Below are 17283 nucleotides of genomic sequence, written 5' to 3'. Positions count from 1 at the left end.
CGACGGGACCGCATGGACGATCTTCTGCAGGAATTCATTGCCGAAACGCGCGAGACGCTTGAGGCGATTTCGGGCGAGATCGTGGGGTGGGAGGCCGACCCCGGCGATCGATCGCGGCTGGATGCGATCTTCCGCTTCGTTCACACGATCAAGGGCAGCTGCGGCTTCCTCGATCTGCCGCGGCTCGCACGGCTGAGCCATGCCGCGGAGGATGCGCTGGCCGCGGTGCGCGCCGGCGAGCGCGCGCCGGATCAGGCGCTGGTGACCGTGATCCTCGCGATCATCGACCGGATCGGCGAGATCGTCGAGGCGATCGACGCGGGGGAGTCACTGTCAGAGGCTGGCGAGGCGATGCTGATCGCGGCGCTGGACGGCGCGATCGCGGGCGAGGTCGTCGCCGCGGTCGAGACGGCCGAGACGCCCGCGGTGGCGCATGCCAGCCGGGTCGCGCCGAAACGCTCGGTCCGGCTGTCGGTCGATCTGCTCGACCGGATGATGAGCGGGGTGTCGGACATGGTGCTGGCGCGCAACCAGCTCGCCCGGCACCTGCGGATGATCGACGATCCGCGGCTCGAATCGATGCTCGAGCGGCTGAGCATCTCGGTCGACGAACTTCGCGACACCGTGACGCGGACGCGGATGCAGCGCGTCGAGTCGCTGTTCTCGGCGCTTCCGCGGCTGGCGCGCGACTCGGCGGCGGCGCTCGACAAGTCGGTGACGCTGACAATCGAGGGCGGCGACGTCGAACTGGACCGCGAGATGATCGAGCTGCTGCGCGATCCGCTCGTGCACCTCGTCCGCAACGCGGTCGACCACGGGATCGAGGATCGCGCGGGACGAATGCGCGCCGGCAAGCCGGTGGCCGGGCAGCTGCGGATCGTCGCGCGGCAGGCGGGCAACCTGATCATCATCGAGATCGCCGACGACGGGCGCGGGATCGACAGCGAGCGGCTGCTCGCCAAGGCGTTGCGCGCGCAGCCGGAGCGCGCCGCCGAACTGGCCGCGCTCGACGAAGAGGGTCGGCTGAAGCTGATCTTCGAAGCCGGGCTGTCGTCGCGCGACGAGGTGACCGCGCTGTCGGGGCGCGGCGTCGGTATGGACGTGGTGAAGGCCAATGTCGAACAGGCCGGCGGGCGTATCTCGCTGACCAGCCGGCCGGGGCAGGGGCTGGTGATCTCGCTGGAGGTGCCGCTGACGCTGGCGATCCTCAATGCGGTACTGGTCGATGCCGCGGGAACGCGTTTCGCCATCCCGCGTCAGTCGGTCGACGAGATCGTCGCGGTGGATGGCGGTTCGGTGCGTGTCGACCGGGTCGCGGCGGGCGCGGTCGTGCTGCTGCGCGGGCAACGCTTGCCGATGGTCTCGCTGCCGACGCTGCTCGGACAGGGCGAGGCGCAGGCGGCACCGGGTTTCCTCGCGATCGTGTCGCTGCGGGAAGGACGGTTCGCACTCGCGCTCGACGGCGTACGCGACACGCAGGAACTGGTCGTCAAGCCCGCCGCGCCGGCGGTGATGTGCGCGGGGATCTATGCCGGGCAGATGCTGCCCGACGATGGCGCGCCGATCCTGTTGCTTGATTGCTCGGCGATCGCGGCGCGAGCGGCATTGGTGTTCGAGCGGCCCGATGCCGCGGTCGTCGAGGCCGAGATGGTCGAGCCGGTCCGGGCCTTGCTGTTCGACGATATCGACGGCGCGCGCCGGATGATCGTGTCGGACGCGGTCGACCGGATCGAGGGGGTTGCGGCGGGTGCGGTGCGTGCGCTGGCAGGCGGGCTGTGGCTGACGATCGGCGATCGTTCGATCCCGGTATGGGCGGGCACCGGCGCGGTCGCCGGCGAGGTGCGCAAGGTGCTGCGCCTCCAGCTCGACGATCAGGAACTCGCTTACCCGATCGCCGACCCGATCGAGATCGTACCGTTGCCGCAGGATATCGCGCCGGCCGCCGATCCGCATGGCGTGATCGCCGGGCTGGCGGTGATCGACGGCGATCCGATCGAGCTGGTCGATCCGCTGGCGCTGTTCGGCGACGCTGCCGCGATTGCCGAGCGTCCGCTGTGCCTGTTGCACGGCGCGGAGAGCGGCTGGATGGAAGCGTTCCTGAAGCCGGCGATCGAGCAGGCCGGTTACCGCGTCGTGCGGCGTGCGCCGCCGGATACGCCAGTCGCTCTGGCGCTGGCGATGGAGGACGATGCCGACACGCCACCGGTGCCCGCGCTGCGGCTGAGCCGCGAGCGCGGGAAGCCGCTGTACCGATTCGACCGCGTCGCGCTGATCGCCGCGCTGAAGGGATATGCCGCATGAAGGGCGCTCTGCATCTGGTCGCGCGGGTCGGCGACCGGGGTCTGTTGTTCGACGCCGAGCGTGTCGATTCGGTTGTCGAGGTGCACAGCACCGTTCCGGCGCCCGGCGCCGCCCCCGCCGTGGTCGGGCTGGCCGCGATGCGCAGCCGCGTCGCCACGGTCATCGACGTGCGCGAATTGTTCGGGGGTACGCCGATGGTGCGCGACGGCAAGGGCGGCCGCGCGGTCGCCACGCTGGTCGACGGGCATCTCTACGCGATCGCGGTCGACGCGCTGGAGGATGTCGCAACGTTCACGCTCGCCCCGGCACCGATCGCGCAGGGCAGCGCGGGCGAGTGGGATTTCGTCACCGGCGTCGCCGAGGGCGATGGCGAGACGTTGATGGCGGTCGATCTCGACCGGCTGGTCGCGCGCGCCGGTGCGCTGGGCTGAGCGTCGCCGTTAACCCCATCCTTACTGCGCCGCGGCCAAGATGCGGCAGCACCAGAAATATCGGAAAAATCATGAAGACTTGCCTGATCGTCGATGATTCGAAGGTGATCCGCAAGGTGGCGCGCCACATCCTGGAGGCGCTCGACTTTTCGGTGTCCGAGGCGGGCGACGGGCGCGAGGCGCTGACGCATTGCCGGCAGTCGTGTCCCGACGTCATCCTGCTCGACTGGAACATGCCGGTGATGAGCGGGATGGAGTTCCTGCGCGCGCTGGGCGAGGAGCCGATGCCGCGTCGTCCGAAAGTGGTGTTCTGCACCACCGAGAACGGCATGGCGCACATCCGTGCCGCGATCGAGGCGGGCGCCGACGAATATGTGATGAAGCCGTTCGACCGGGAGACGCTGCACAGCAAGCTCCAGATCGTCGGCGTCGCCTGATCCCGGACGGACCCGTGCCGGACCCTGCCATGATTCAGCGCCCAGACCCGGCCGGGGCGGAACGGCCGCGACCCCGCGTCCTGATCGTCGATGATTCGGCGGTCGCGCGCGCCGCGCTGTCGCGTTTCATTACGGGCAGCGGCCGTTTCGAGCTGGCCGGCGCGCTGCCGGACGCGCAGCGCGCGCTGGCGTTCCTGCGCCGGGAGCCGGTCGACTTCATCCTGCTCGACCTGGTCATGCCTTATCAAAGCGGCATCGACGCGCTGCCCGAGCTGTTGGCCGCGGGCAAGGGCGCGCGCGTGCTGGTCGTGTCGAGTTCCGCGGCGGAAGGCGCGGCGGTGACGATGCATGCGCTCGCGCTGGGCGCGGCGGACACGCTGGTGAAGCCGAGTATCGGTGCCTTCGCGGGCCGGTTCGGCGAGACGTTGCTGGCGCGGCTCGACCTGCTCGCGGCACATGGCGAGAACCGGCCGCTGCCACGGCGCGCGACGATCATGACCCCGCCGCCCTTCGACGCGATCGCGATCGGGGCGTCGACCGGCGGCATCCACGCGCTCGCCTCGCTGCTGGAACAGGTGCCCGCGACGATGACGCAGCCGATCTTCGTCACCCAGCATCTGCCGCCGTCCTTCTCGCCCTATTTTGCCGCGCAGGTCGGGGCAGTGGCGAAACGGCCGTCGTCGATCGCGCAGGAGCGCCGTCACGTCGGCCTCGGCGAGGTGTTGATCGCGCCCGGCGACGCCCATCTGCTCGCCGCGACGCAGGCCGATGGCCGTATCGCCACACGCTTGTCGCAGTCGCCGAGCCCGACCGGAAATCTGCCGTCGGTCGATCCGATGTTCACCAGCCTGGCGCAGACCTACGGCACCCGGCTGCTCGCGGTGGTGTTGACCGGCATGGGACGGGACGGCCTCGAGGGCGCACGCGCCGTGCGTGCCGCCGGAGGGACGATCGTGGTGCAGGATCGCGAGTCGTCGGTCGTGTGGGGGATGCCTGGCGCGGTGGCCGAGGCGGGGCTTGCCGATGCGGTGCTCGCCCCGCGCGAGATCGGCGCGATGATCGCGGCGCGCCGCCTGGGGACGCGCGGCTGATGGCGGAGATCGATCCGGGCTCCGCCCGCGTCTTCGCGGCCTTGCTGGAGGCGCGCACCGGGCAACGGATCGCGGTCGGTCGCAGCTGGCGGTTCGAGGCGTTGCTCGGCCCGCTGTTGCAGGCGCATGCGTTCGACCGGGTCGACCAGCTCGCGGCGCGGCTGATCGAGGGAAAGGACAAGCAACTGGCCGACCGGATCGTCGACGCGCTGCTCAATCAGGAAACCTCGTTCTTCCGCGATGCCGGCGTGATCGAGGGCGCGGCGGAAGCGGTGGCCGGACGCGTGCCGCTGCGCGTGTGGTGCGCGGCCTGCGCGACCGGACAGGAGCCCTTGTCGCTGGCGATGATCTTTGCCGAGGCCGGGGGAGCCATGCCCGAGATCGTCGCGACGGACGTGTCCGCCGCCGCGATCGCCCGCGCGCGCACGGGCACCTATTCGCAGTTCGAGATCCAGCGCGGGCTGCCGGTTCGGCGTATGGTCAACTGGTTCGAGCCCGCCGCAGACAATCAGTGGCGCGCGTCGGGGACATTGCTCGGTGCCGTTCATTATCGGCGCCACAACCTGATCGTCGACGCGCCGCCGGTCGGTGAGTTCGATCTGATCCTGTGCCGCAACCTGCTGTTCTATTTCGCCCCGCATCAGCGCGAACAGGTGCTGGCGCGGCTGGCGGGGGCGCTCAGGCCGGATGGCTTCCTGCTGCTGGGAGCGGGGGAAACGGTGATCGGGCAATCGGAACGGCTCCGCCCCAGCACGCGTGCACGGGGTTTGTACGAGCGCGTTCCCGACACCGGTGATAGCAACCGGGTTTACACAGGACGCTGATTTCGCGAACGACGTTCCATCGGGTAACGTTGGCGAGGTCGATGGTGACAGGCAGGGAGCGTCGGACGGGCGGATCGGGCGCATGAGGTGTCGCGAACGACCGTCGCCGAACTGCAACGAGCGATTGCTGCCGATCTCGATGATCGTGCTGCACTATACGGGCATGAAGACTGCGCAGGAGGCGCTGGACCGGCTCTGCGACCCCGCGGCCGAAGTGTCGTGCCATTATTTCGTCGACGAGGACGGCACGATCACGCGGCTGGTACCGGACGACAAGCGCGCCTGGCATGCCGGCGCGGCGCACTGGCGCGGCGTGACCGACGTCAATTCGGCGTCGATCGGCATCGAGATCGTCAACCCCGGCCACGAACACGGCTATCGCGCCTTCCCCGAGCCGCAGGTCGAGGCGGTGATCCGGCTCGTCGCGCATCTGAAGGACATGTACGAGATCACGCGCGGCAATATCGTCGGCCATTCCGATGTCGCGCCGCTGCGCAAGCGCGATCCGGGCGAGCTGTTCCCGTGGCATCGGCTCGCGCGGTTGCGGCTGGCGCTGCCGCGGCCGACCAAAAATCTGGTCGATCCGATGTGGGGCGAGGCGGCGTTCTGCCTCGCGCTGGAGCGGTTCGGCTATGACGTGAGCGACCGGATGGCGGCGATCATGGCCTTCCAGCGGCGCTTTCGCCCCGAACTGATCGACGGCGAGATGGATGCGGAATGCCGGATGATCCTGCTCGCCTTGCTGCTGCCCCGGCCGCAGGGGGATGATTGACCCCTTTTCGTCATTGCGAGCGGAGCGAAGCAATCCAGAGCCGGACCATGACGCCTGGATTGCTTCGCTACGCTCGCAATGATGATCTGCTTTGCTATCGGTGTCGCCTTCACTAAGAGGGCTCCGCCAGAGGGCCGGGCGGCCGCGTCACGCGTGAGCGTGCCGAGGAAAGTCCGGGCTCCACGGAACAACGGTGGCGGGTAACGCCCGCCGGCCAAGGGCGCGAGCCCGCGGTCAGGGACAGTGCAACAGAGAGCAGACGGCCTGGGCCTCGGCCCGGTCATGGTGAAAGGGTGCGGTAAGAGCGCACCGCGCGGCCGGTAACGGTCGTGGCACGGTAAACCCCACCGGGAGCAAGACCGAATAGGGGCGGCATGGCGGCGTTCGCGTCGTCGGGGTGTGTTCCCACCCGCTGCCCGGGTTGGTTGCTGGAGCGCGTCGGCAACGGCGCGCCGAGAGGAATGGTCGCCTATCCCCGTTCGCGGGGTGGACAGAACCCGGCTTACAGGCCCTCTGGCAAATTCGCGGACGCGATCGGTTGGCGCGGGCGCGGCGCGTCCTTATGTGCCGCAGGAATGGCACGTATTCCTACCCGATCGAACGACTGGGGCTTTCCCCGCTGGCGCGGCTATGGTGCCAATCGCGAGGCGACGACCGTCCGGCTGTGCGACCGGCATGGCTGCACCGAGCCGGGGACGTGCCCGGCGCCCAAATCGCCGAACAGCCCGGATCGCTGGTACTTCTGTCAGGCGCATGCCGCCGAATACAATCGCGGCTGGAATTATTTCGAGGGTCTGTCCGCCGAGGAAGCGGCGCAGCGCGAGGCGAACGAACGCCGCGATGCGGGCGGGTTCTCGCAATCAAAGCATCAGGCATGGGCTGGGTCGGGCGACGGCTCGCGTTCGCGTGACGAGATGCGCGCGCTGGAGGTGCTGGAGCTGGAGACAGACGCGACGTTCGACGACGTGCGGCTGGCATGGCGGCGGCTGGCGAAGTCGAACCACCCCGACGTGCGGCCCGGCGACAAGGATGCGGCGACGCGCTTTCAGGCGATTCAGGCCGCCTATGACGTGCTGCGCGTTGCCGAGGAGGCGCGGACATGGAAGCCGCGCGCCGAGCCTTGAAGGAGCAGGTGCGTGCTGGCTGGACCGGCGCGGTGCTGGTGTGCGGGAAGTGCTCCAAGAAGCTGGGCGGCGGGTTTGGCGCGAAGGGGAAAACGTCGCTCGCCAAGGCGCTGCGTGCTGAGCCGGGGTTCGGCAAGGGGCGCAAGGCAGCGGTCGGGGTGGTCGAGGTGAAATGCCTCGGGATCTGTCCGAAGGGTGCGGTGACGATCGTCGACAGTCGCACGCCGGGGTGTTGGCGGATCGTGCCAGCGGGGGTGGACGTCGATGCGCTGGCGGGGCAGTTGAGCCTCCCGCCGTCGTCCCGGACTTGATCCGGGACCCCGCTTCTTTCTCGAGCGCCGGCTAGAAGCGGGGCCCGGGTCGAGCGCGGGACGACGGTGAACCCCGTCATTCCCGCGAATGCGGGAATCCAGAACGTCTGACCGGGCGCTTCTATCGATAGACCTGCGTGTCTGGATTCCCGCCTTCACGGGAATGACCGGTTGGGGGTAGGACGTGGCCCGCGCTCGCCCTCAGACCACCGGCAACCCCTCCAGCACCTTGTCGAGCGTCAGCGGATAGTCGCGGATGCGGACGCCACAGGCGTTGTAGACCGCGTTGGCGACCGCCGCCGCCGCGCCGCACAGCCCCAGTTCGCCGACGCCCTTGGCCTTCATCGGCGAGGTCTTGTCGTCGAGCGTGTCGAGGAACACGACCTCCTGATGCGGCACGTCGAGGTGCACGGGGACGTGATATTCGGCGAGATCGTGATTCACGAAATAGCCGAAGCGCGCGTCGACCACCGCATCTTCCATCAGCGCCGCGCCGATCCCCATCGTCATCCCGCCGATCACCTGGCTGCGCGCCGATTTCGGGTTGAGGATGCGCCCGGCATCATAGACGCCCGACATCCGCCGCACGCGGATCTCGCCGGTGTAGATGTTCACCGCCGCCTCGACGAAATGCGCGCCGAACGTCGCCTGCGCGTAATCCTTCTCCAGCGTGCCGTATTCCATCGAGTCCTCGCCGCTGATTCCCTCGTCGCCCGCCGCCCTGGCGAGATCGACCGAGCGGTTGCCGCTCGACACCTTGCCGTCGGCGAAGGTCACGTCGTCGGAGTTGAAGCCGAGCTTCTGCGCGATGCGGCGGCGCAGGTCGACGCAGGCGGCGTAGACGCCCGCGGTCGAGCTGTTGCCGCCCCATTGGCCACCCGAGCCCGACGACACCGGAAAGCGGCTGTCGCCGAGCAGCACCACGACCTTGTCGAGCGGCACGCCGAGCATCTCGGCGGCGGTCTGCGCGATGATCGTGTAGCTGCCGGTGCCGATGTCGGTCATGTCGGTGGCGACGGTCACCACGCCCTTGCGATCGACGCCGACGCGCGCGGCGGACTTCATGTTCATGTTGCCGCGGAACGCCGCCGCCATACCGAGGCCGACCAGCCAGTCGCCGTCGCGCACCTGCGCCGGCTTCGGGTTGCGGCGGTTCCAGCCGAACTTCGCCGCGCCTTCCTCAAGGCAGCGGACGAGGTTGCGGTCGGAGAACTTCCGCTCGGGCTTCTCCGGATCGACCATCGTGTCGTTGACGATGCGGAAGCGGACCGGGTCCATGCCCAGCTTCTCCGCCATTTCGTCCATCGCGACCTCGAGCGCCATCATCCCGGGCGCTTCGCCGGGCGCGCGCATCGCATTGGCTTCGGGCAGATCGAGCACCGCCAGATGCGTCTCGGTCAGCCGGTTCGCGCCGGCGTAGAGGAGCTGCGTCTGGTTTGCGGCCGTCTCCGGACCACCGCCGGGCAGGTCGCCCGACCACGTCTGATGCGCGATTGCCGTGATCTTGCCGGCCTTGTCCGCGCCGATGCGAATGCGCTGGATCGTCGCCGGGCGATGGGTGGTGTTGTTCATCAGCTGCGGGCGGGCGAGTGCGACCTTGACCGGACGACCTGCTGCCTTTGCCGCGAGCGCCGCCATCACCGCGTCGGAGCGCACCCACAGTTTCCCGCCGAACCCCCCGCCGACATAGGGCGAGACGATTCGGATCTTTTCCTTGGGTATCAGCAGCGTCTCGCTCATGTCGCGCACCGCCCAGGCGATCATCTGGTTGCTGGTCCACAGCGTCAGCTCGTCGCCGTTCCACGCCGCGATCGTCGCGTGCGGCTCCATCATCATGTGGCTCTGGTCGGGCGTGGTATAGGTTGCGTCGAGCTTGACCGTGGCGCTGGCGAAGGCACCGGCGAAGTCGCCGCGCGCGGTCTTCATCTTGTCGCCCTTGGCGATCGGCGCGCCGTCCTTGACCGCCTTCAGCTCATACTTGCCCCTGGCGCGGGCATAATCGACGCGGACGCGTTTGGCGGCGTCGCGCGCCTGCTCGAAGGTTTCCGCGACGACGATCGCGACCGCTTGATCGTAATGCTCGACCTCCGGCCCGGCGAGCATCGTCGCGGTATGCGCCTTGGCCTTGCCGAGCTTGCCGGCATTCTCATAGGTCACCACCGACAGCACGCCGGGCGCGCGCTGCGCGTCGGCGGTGTCGATCCGCGTGATCCGCCCCTTGGCAACGCCTGTGCCGACGATCACACCATAGGCATGGTTCGGCGCGACATCGTTGCGCTCGAAGGCATAAGGCGCAGTGCCGGTGACCTTGAGCGGGCCATCGATGCGGTCGGTGGGCCGGCCGATGACCTTCTGCTGATCGATCGGGTTGCGGCCGGCGGGGGTGTCGAACTTCATGCTGCGCGTCCTTCGGCGAGCACCGCGGCCAGCGTGCGCTCGACCAGCGGAATCTTATAGGCGTTCTGCGATGTCGGCGTGGCACCGGCGAGCGCGGCGGCGGCGATCGCCTTCGCGCCGCCATCCATCCGCGTCTCGGCAGCGGGCACCCGCCACGGCTTGTGCGCGAGGCCACCGAAGGCGAAACGCGGCGTGCCGCTTTCGGGCAGGATCGCCGCGACCGAGATCGTCGCAAAGGCGTAGGAGGCGCGGTCGCGCACCTTGCGATAGATGTGCGTCCCGCGGACCGGGGCGGGAAGCGTGACCGCCGTAATCATCTCACCGGGGGTGAGCGCGGTCTCGATCCACGGCGTGCTGCCGGGCAGGCGATGGAAGTCGGCGATCGGGATCGTGCGGGTGCGCCCGCCGCCGTCGACGGTCTCCACCGTCGCGTCGAGCGCGCGCATCGCTACCGCCATGTCGCTGGGATGGGTCGCAATGCAATCCTTGCTGGTGCCGATCACCGCCAGTGCGCGGCTATAGCCACCCAGCGCCGCGCAGCCCGAGCCGGGCTTGCGCTTGTTGCACGCCTGATTGGTGTCGTAGAAATACGGACAACGCGTCCGCTGGAGCAGATTGCCCGCGGTCGTCGCCTTGTTGCGCAACTGCCCCGACGCGCCCGACAGCAACGCACGGCTGAGCACGCCATAGTCGCGGCGCACGCGGCTGTCGGCGGCGAGCGCGGTGTTGCGGACCAGCGCCCCGACGCGCAATCCCCCGTCAGGCGTCGCTTCGATCGTGTCGAGCGCGAGCCGGTTGACGTCGACCAGATGCGTCGGCGCCTCGATCTGCAGCTTCATCAGGTCGAGCAAATTGGTGCCGCCCGCGACGAACTTCGCGCCCGGCCTGGCGGCGACCGCGGCGGCGGCAGCGGCGGGGGAGGTGGCGCGCTCGTAGGTGAAGGGCTTCATGCGACGTCCTCCGCACCCGCGACATGGGCGATCGCGGCGACGATGTTCGAATAGGCGGCGCAGCGACAGATGTTGCCGCTCATCCGCTCGCGCACTTCCTGCGCGTCGATGCGGCCGGCGGCGGTGAGGTCGGTCGAGACGTAGCTCGGCACGCCGTCCTTCACCTCCTGCAACATCGCGACCGCCGCCATGATCTGGCCCGGCGTGCAATAGCCGCACTGGTAACCGTCATGCTTGACGAACGCGGCCTGCATCGGATGCAGGTCGCCCGGTTTGCCGAGCCCCTCGATCGTCGTGATGCTGTCACCGTCGTGCATCACCGCGAGCGTCAGGCACGAGTTGATGCGCTTGCCCTCGACCATTACCGTGCATGCGCCGCACTGGCCGTGGTCGCAGCCCTTCTTGCTGCCGGTGAGATGCAGGTGCTCGCGCAGCGCGTCGAGCAAGGTGACGCGCGGATCGAGATCGAGCGCGCGCTTCTTGCCGTTGACGGTAAAGGACACCGGCACGGTGGCGGCGGGCGTCTCCGCCGGCAGCGGTTGCGCGTCGAGCGGCAGCGCGGTCGTGGAGGCGGCGGCGACCCCGCTGACGAGCGCGCCGCGCCGCGTGAGGCTAAATCCGTTGGTGTCGGTCATGTCGGTCCTGCTGCGGGAGCGGGCAGGAAAGCCGCTCCCTCCGATGAAACGCGCCCGATCCATGTTATATCCGGCCGCAACACAAGGATACACGCACCGCTGGCGGGCGGCCATCGCCTGTATTAACATCTGTGTCAAAAGCACGGAGAGGAAGCGCATGGCGACGGCGGCGATGGTGGAGTCCACGGCGATGGCACCGGGCGAGTGGGAGGCGCGGGTCGATCTCGCCGCCGCCTATCGGCTGGTGGCGCTGTATGGCTGGGACGATCTGATCTTCACGCATCTGTCGGCGCGGGTGCCGGGGCCGGAGCATCACTTCCTCATCAATCCCTATGACATGATGTTCGAGGAGATCACCGCCTCCTCGCTGGTCAAGATCGATGTCCACGGGCAGCCGGTCGGCGCGAGCGCGCATCCGGTCAACCCGGCCGGGTTCACGATCCACTCCGCGATCCACATGGCGCGCGACGACGCGCAGGCGGTGATGCACCTTCATACGCCGCACGGGCAGGCGGTATCGGCGATGGCGTGCGGGCTGTCGCCGCATACGCAGACGGCGATGATCGCGTCGCACGATGTCGCCTATCATGAGTATGAAGGGATCGCGACCGACCTGGAGGAGCGCGAGCGGCTGGTCGCCGACCTCGGTTCGCGCCATGCGATGATCCTGCGCAATCACGGCACGCTGACCGTGGGCGACTCGGTCGCATCGTGCTTCCTGCGGCTCTATTTCCTTGAACGTGCGTGCGAGGCGCAGGTGTTGATGCTCGCCGCCGGCCCTGACGGGCTGCACACGCCGCCGCAGGGGGTCGAGGACAAGGTCGCCCGCCAGTCGCCGCCGGCCGGGATCGGGATGCTGGCGCGCGGGCTGGCGTGGCCGGCGCTGTTGCGCAAGCTCGACCGGATCGATCGCTCCTATCGCGATTGACGCTTGGCGCGCCCCGGCCGGGTGCGATACGTGAGCGCTAACAAAGCGATGGAGAGGATGATGGCGATGTGGCGCATGTTGATGGCGGGATCGGCGATGGCGCTTGCCGCGCCCGCGGTGGCGCAGGAGGCGACGCCGCGCTTCGCGCACATCTTCGCCGATCATGCCGTGCTCCAGCGTGACCGGCCGATCGAGGTCTGGGGGCAGGGTGCGCCGAACGCCGCGGTGACGGTGCGGCTCGGCCAGCAGAGCACCACCGCGACCGTCGATGCGCAGGGGAAGTGGCGGGCGACGCTGCCGGCGCAGGCGGCGGGCGGGCCGTACACGCTGACCGTGGAGGACGGGCAGACGCTGACCGACATCATGGTCGGCGACGTCTTCCTGTGCGGCGGCCAGTCGAACATGGAGTTCATGGTCAAGCAATCGACCAACGCATGGGGCGCGTTGCAGACGCCGGCCGACCCCGACCTGCGCTATGCGACGATCCCCGACACCAGCCGTGCGCAGCCGCTCGCTGATCTGGAAGCCCCCGCCAAGTGGCAGCGCGTCGGGCCGGAGACGGTCGGCGACGCTTCGGCAGTCTGCTATTACATGGCGCGCTCGCTGCGGCAGACCGAGAAGGTGCCGATCGGCTTCATCAACTCCGAATGGGGCGGGACGCGGATCGAGAGCTGGATCAGCCCGGCGTCGCTCGCGACGATCCCGCGGCTGAAGGACGGGATCGCCGCGGTCGATCTTTACGGGCGCGATCCGGCCAGGGCGCTGGCGCAGGATGGCGCGCGGCGCGAGGCGTGGTGGAAGGCGCATGACCCGGCCGCCGCACGACAGGCGGCGTTCCGGCGTTCCGACTTCGACGACGCGAAATGGGCGACGATCCCGACCGCGGCGTGGAAGGAGGCGGGCGTGCCCGCGCTCGCGGCCTTCGAGGGCGTGATGTGGCTGCGGGGCACGATCGACCTGACCGCCGGGCAGGTTGCCGCCGCGAAGACGCTGCAACTCGGTCCGATCGATCAATATGAGGAGACGTGGGTCAACGGCCGCTATGTCGGCGGCGGCAGCGTCAACTGGGCGTGGCGGCATTACGACGCACCGAAGGGCACGTGGAAGGTCGGGCGCAACGTCGTCGCGATGCGCGTGCTGGGCGGCGCAAACGGCGGCGGGCTGACCGGTGCCGCGCCGCGCGGGCTGGAACTGGCTGATGGGACCCTGGTGCCGTTCGCGGGACCGTGGCGCTATTATCGGGGGCGTGCGCTGACCGGTGAGAAGATCGCGCCAGCGCCATGGGACGTGCCGAACAGCCTCGCGACGCTCCACAACGGCATGATCGCGCCGTTTGCCGGCTACGGGCTGAAGCTCGCCGCCTGGTACCAGGGCGAGTCGAACGCGGGGGAGGCGTCGACGTATCGCGAGCTGATGACGCTGTTGATGGCGGACTGGCGGCGGACGTTCGCGGCGCCGGAGCTGCCGTTCTTCGTCGTCCAGCTCACTTCCTACGGCAAGCCGCCGACCGCGCCCCTTCAGTCGGGCTGGGCGGAACTCCGTGAAGCGCAGGCGCAGGCGGTCGCACAGGATGCGCACGCGGGGCTAGCGGTGACGCTGGATGTCGGCGACCGCTTCGACATCCATCCGACGCAGAAGACGGTGGTCGGCGAGCGGCTGGCGCGGCTGGCGCGAGTGATCGCCTATGGCCAGCCGGGTCTGCGCAGTGGGCCGGAGGTGGCCGGCGTGTCGCGGAGCGGTAGCGATCTGGTGGTGCGCTATCGCAACGTTACTGGCGGGCTGCACACGTATAGCGCGGGGCAGGCGATCGGCTTCGAGGCGTGCGCTGGAGATGCGTGCCGTTATGTGCCGGCGGAGGCGCGGGGCGATACGGTCGTGTTGCCGGGTGCGAATGCCGCTGGCGTCACGAAGGTTCGCTACGCGTGGAGCGACGCGCCGTTCACGAACCTGTTCGACGGTGCGGACCTCCCGGCGGCACCCTTCGAGCGGGTGGTGGAGTAATCTCTGTCATTGCGAGCGTAGCGAAGCAATCCAGGGCGTCCGGGTCCGGCTCTGGATTGCTTCGCTCCGCTCGCAATGACGAACTGCCCCTCCGCCGGTCACCCCGGATCCGTCGGCGCTGCTCAGGAGAGCCTTGATCCGGGGCCCCCACTTCGGACGTGTGTGATCCCCCCGGCCTTCGCCGGGGTGACGACGGGGCTTGATTAGAGCGCGATGACATCGAGTTGAATTTTTCGTCCGTCATTGCGAGCGCAGCGAAGCAATCCAGGGCGTCTTGGTCCGGCTCTGGATTGCTTCGCTACGCTCGCAATGACGATTAAGGTGACGTCATCACGCTCTACGCTCGCAATGACGGGTTAACCAGATGTCATCACACTCTAAGCAGCGCTCGCTTCTCCGCGGAGGAGAAGCGACACCCCGGCTCAGGACTGCAGGACCGGGGCGATGAACGAAACCACAAACGAAAATGGCCCCGGCATTGCTGCCGGGGCCATTCGCTTGCTGCACGCAAAGCGACCTGGGATCAGTCGCGATCGTTGGTCAGGAAGGCCGGGGCGAAAGCCGGGGCGTCGCCCTCTTCCTTGCCACCGCCTTCGCCGCGCTCGCGACGCGGGCCGCGACCTTCGCGGCGCGGACCGCCGCGATCGCCGCCGCGATCGCCGCCGCGATCACCACCGCCGGCGCCGCCACGGCCACCGCCGTCACGGCTGCCACCATCGCGACGCGGACCACGGTCACCGCCGCGATCGCTACGCTCGCGCGGCTCGCGCGCCGGGCGGGTGTCTTCCAGCTCGGCACCGGTTTCCTGATCGACGACGCGCATCGACAGGCGGACCTTGCCGCGCGGATCGATCTCGAGCACCTTGACCTTGACCTCCTGGCCCTCGGTCACGACGTCGCCCGGTTTTTCGACGCGCTCGTTCTTCATTTCGCTGACATGGACGAGACCGTCCTTGCCGCCCATGAAGTTCACGAACGCCCCGAAGTCGACGATGTTGACGACCTTGCCGTCGTAGATCTTGCCGACCTCGGCCTCTTCGACCAGCCCCTTGATCCACTTGATCGCGGCGTCGATCTGCGCGTGATCCGACGACGACACCTTGATGACGCCCTCGTCGTCGATGTCGACCTTCGCGCCGGTGGTGGCGACGATCTCGCGGATCACCTTGCCGCCGGTGCCGATCACTTCACGGATCTTCGACTTGTCGATCGTGAACGTCTCGATGCGCGGCGCGTGCGCCGACAGCTCGGTGCGCGTCGAGTCGAGCGCCTTGGCCATTTCGGCCAGGATGTGCGCGCGGCCCTCATGCGCCTGCGCCAGCGCGACCTTCATGATCTCCTCGGTGATCCCGGAGATCTTGATGTCCATCTGCAGCGCGGTGATGCCCTCGCTGGTGCCCGCGACCTTGAAGTCCATGTCGCCGAGGTGATCCTCGTCGCCGAGGATGTCCGACAAGACCGCAAAGTCCTTGCCCTCGAGGATCAGCCCCATCGCGATGCCCGACACCGGACGCTTCAGCGGAACGCCCGCATCCATCATCGCCAGCGAGCCGCCGCACACCGTCGCCATCGACGACGAGCCGTTCGACTCGGTGATGTCGCTGGTAACGCGGATCGTGTACGGGAACTCTTCCTTGGTCGGCAGCACCGGGTGCAGCGCGCGCCACGCCAACTTGCCATGGCCGACTTCGCGACGGCCCGGCGCGCCGAAGCGGCCCACTTCGCCGACCGAATAGGGCGGGAAGTTATAGTGCAGCATGAAATGCTGGTACGACAGACCGTTCAGGCCATCGATCATCTGCTCCGCGTCGCGGGTGCCCAGCGTCGTGGTCGCGATCGTCTGCGTCTCGCCACGCGTGAACAGCGCCGAGCCATGCGCGCGCGGCAGGAAGTGCACTTCCGCCTCGATCGGACGCACCGTGGTGGTGTCGCGCCCGTCGATGCGGCGACCGGTCTTCAGGATCGCGGTGCGGACGATGTCCGCCTCCAGCTTCTTCACCAGCTTCAGGCTGGCGAGATACGCCTGCGGATCGCTGTCCTTCAGATCGGCCATGCCGTCGCGCGCCTTGGCACGCGCCTCGTTGATCGCGGTCTGGCGCTGCTGCTTGTCGGTCAGCTTGTAGGCCGCCTCAAGATCCTTGCCGATCAGCTTCTTGAGCTTGGTCTTCACCGCGGCACTGTCGGCCTGGACCTTCAGCTCCCACGGCTCCTTCGCCGCCTGCTCGGCAAGGTCGATGATCGCGTTGATGATGTCCTGCGACGCCTTGTGCGCGAACATCACCGCGCCGAGCATCACGTCCTCGGACAGCTCCTTGGCTTCCGACTCGACCATCATCACCGCGTCGTGCGTCGCGGCGACCATCAGGTCCAGCTCGCCCTCGACGACCTGCGCGTCGGACGGGTTGAGGATATACTCGCCGTCCTGATAGCCGACGCGCGCCGCGCCGATCGGGCCCATGAACGGCACGCCCGACAGCGTCATCGCCGCCGAGGCCGCGATCATCGCCAGCAGATCGGGCTCGTTCTCGCCGTCATACGACATCACCTGCGCGATGCAGTTGATCTCGTTGTAGAAGCCTTCCGGGAACAACGGGCGGATCGGGCGATCGATCAGGCGGCTGACCAAAGTCTCACGCTCGGTCGCGCCACGCTCGCGCTTGAAGAAGCCACCGGGGATGCGGCCGCTGGCGGAGAATTTCTCCTGATAGTGAACGGTGAGCGGGAAGAAGTCCTGCCCTTCCTTCACGTTCTTGGCGGCGGTCACGGCGCACAGCACCACCGTTTCGCCGAGCGTCGCGATCACCGCGCCGTCGGCCTGGCGGGCGACCTTGCCCGTCTCCAGGGTCAGCGTCTTGCCGCCCCACTGGATTTCCACCTTCTTGGTATCGAACATCTGATTTCCTTCACTCCCCGCACCAGATGCGCGGGGGGCCTGCATACGGACCGGTAGTGGCCCGGGAAGATATGGCCGTATTGCCGTCTCTTCCGTTCCGGCTCCAGCGGGCCGGGGAGCGCCGTCTGGCGCCCGTTCATGCTGGATCCGGCTTACACCGGAATGACAAAAGTGTGGATGACAAAAGG

General features: G+C 68.4%; 14 protein-coding genes and 1 other RNA gene. 11 read left to right on the top strand and 4 right to left on the bottom strand.

Annotation, left to right across the window (positions count from 1 at the left end; translation table 11 throughout):
• Positions 1-12 precede the first annotated feature (12 nt).
• The 9 genes from BACI71_RS03530 (at position 13) to BACI71_RS03490 (ending at position 7291) form a co-directional block, all read left to right on the top strand.
• On the top strand, positions 13-2301 hold the full coding sequence (locus tag BACI71_RS03530; RefSeq protein ID WP_159755128.1) for a chemotaxis protein CheA: 2289 nt from the start codon (positions 13-15) through the stop codon (positions 2299-2301).
• The gene (locus tag BACI71_RS03525; RefSeq protein ID WP_159755125.1) at positions 2298-2732 is read left to right on the top strand and encodes a chemotaxis protein CheW; all 435 of its coding nucleotides are present in this window, start codon (positions 2298-2300) and stop codon (positions 2730-2732) included. The genes BACI71_RS03530 and BACI71_RS03525 overlap by 4 nt, the downstream gene beginning before the upstream one ends.
• Positions 2733-2803: 71 nt before the next feature.
• Positions 2804-3169 carry a response regulator gene (locus BACI71_RS03520; protein ID WP_159755122.1) on the top strand — a complete coding sequence of 122 codons (366 nt, stop codon included), beginning with the start codon at positions 2804-2806 and terminating at the stop codon, positions 3167-3169.
• A gap of 29 nt (positions 3170-3198) precedes the next feature.
• Positions 3199-4260 (top strand): chemotaxis protein CheB, encoded by a 1062-nt coding sequence (locus BACI71_RS03515; protein WP_159755119.1) that lies wholly within the window; start codon positions 3199-3201, stop codon positions 4258-4260.
• Positions 4260-5084 carry a CheR family methyltransferase gene (locus BACI71_RS03510; RefSeq protein WP_159755116.1) on the top strand — a complete coding sequence of 275 codons (825 nt, stop codon included), beginning with the start codon at positions 4260-4262 and terminating at the stop codon, positions 5082-5084. The genes BACI71_RS03515 and BACI71_RS03510 overlap by 1 nt, the downstream gene beginning before the upstream one ends.
• 82 nt (positions 5085-5166) lie before the next feature.
• Entirely contained in the window at positions 5167-5856 is a 690-nt protein-coding gene (locus tag BACI71_RS03505) for an N-acetylmuramoyl-L-alanine amidase (RefSeq protein WP_159755113.1), read from the top strand.
• 126 nt (positions 5857-5982) lie between these two features.
• Positions 5983-6377: RNase P RNA component class A (rnpB, locus tag BACI71_RS03500), an RNA gene on the top strand.
• Between the two features lie 54 nt (positions 6378-6431).
• Positions 6432-6980 (top strand): J domain-containing protein, encoded by a 549-nt coding sequence (locus BACI71_RS03495; protein ID WP_159755110.1) that lies wholly within the window; start codon positions 6432-6434, stop codon positions 6978-6980.
• Complete coding sequence (locus BACI71_RS03490; RefSeq protein WP_159755107.1) at positions 6956-7291, top strand: (2Fe-2S) ferredoxin domain-containing protein; 336 nt, start codon at positions 6956-6958, stop codon at positions 7289-7291. The genes BACI71_RS03495 and BACI71_RS03490 overlap by 25 nt, the downstream gene beginning before the upstream one ends.
• 201 nt (positions 7292-7492) lie before the next feature.
• Here BACI71_RS03490 and paoC read toward each other — a convergent pair whose 3' ends face one another.
• The 3 genes from paoC to paoA are packed head-to-tail and all read right to left on the bottom strand — an operon-like array spanning position 7493 to position 11273.
• Complete coding sequence (gene paoC, locus BACI71_RS03485) at positions 7493-9688, bottom strand: aldehyde oxidoreductase molybdenum-binding subunit PaoC (RefSeq protein ID WP_159755103.1); 2196 nt, start codon at positions 9686-9688, stop codon at positions 7493-7495.
• Positions 9685-10638: an FAD binding domain-containing protein gene (locus BACI71_RS03480; protein WP_159755098.1), complete on the bottom strand. Its 954-nt coding sequence runs from the start codon at positions 10636-10638 to the stop codon at positions 9685-9687. The genes paoC and BACI71_RS03480 overlap by 4 nt, the downstream gene beginning before the upstream one ends.
• Positions 10635-11273 carry an aldehyde dehydrogenase iron-sulfur subunit PaoA gene (gene paoA, locus BACI71_RS03475; protein WP_159755095.1) on the bottom strand — a complete coding sequence of 213 codons (639 nt, stop codon included), beginning with the start codon at positions 11271-11273 and terminating at the stop codon, positions 10635-10637. The genes BACI71_RS03480 and paoA overlap by 4 nt, the downstream gene beginning before the upstream one ends.
• A gap of 157 nt (positions 11274-11430) precedes the next feature.
• Here paoA and BACI71_RS03470 point away from each other — a divergent pair, with 157 nt between their 5' ends.
• Positions 11431-12201: a class II aldolase/adducin family protein gene (locus BACI71_RS03470; protein WP_159755092.1), complete on the top strand. Its 771-nt coding sequence runs from the start codon at positions 11431-11433 to the stop codon at positions 12199-12201.
• A gap of 60 nt (positions 12202-12261) precedes the next feature.
• Positions 12262-14202, top strand: a complete 1941-nt coding sequence (locus tag BACI71_RS03465) for a sialate O-acetylesterase (protein WP_201297281.1) — start codon at positions 12262-12264, stop codon at positions 14200-14202.
• A gap of 523 nt (positions 14203-14725) precedes the next feature.
• Here BACI71_RS03465 and pnp read toward each other — a convergent pair.
• Positions 14726-17095 (bottom strand): polyribonucleotide nucleotidyltransferase, encoded by a 2370-nt coding sequence (gene pnp / locus BACI71_RS03460; protein WP_159755089.1) that lies wholly within the window; start codon positions 17093-17095, stop codon positions 14726-14728.
• Between the last annotated feature and the right edge of the window lie 188 nt (positions 17096-17283).

Origin of the sequence: Sphingomonas sp. 8AM (assembly GCF_902506455.1) — a bacterium.
In the GTDB taxonomy this organism is placed as follows: domain Bacteria; phylum Pseudomonadota; class Alphaproteobacteria; order Sphingomonadales; family Sphingomonadaceae; genus Sphingomonas.
The sequence above is the reverse complement of the archived record's forward strand: the minus strand, read 5'-3'. Positions and strand labels throughout refer to the sequence as shown.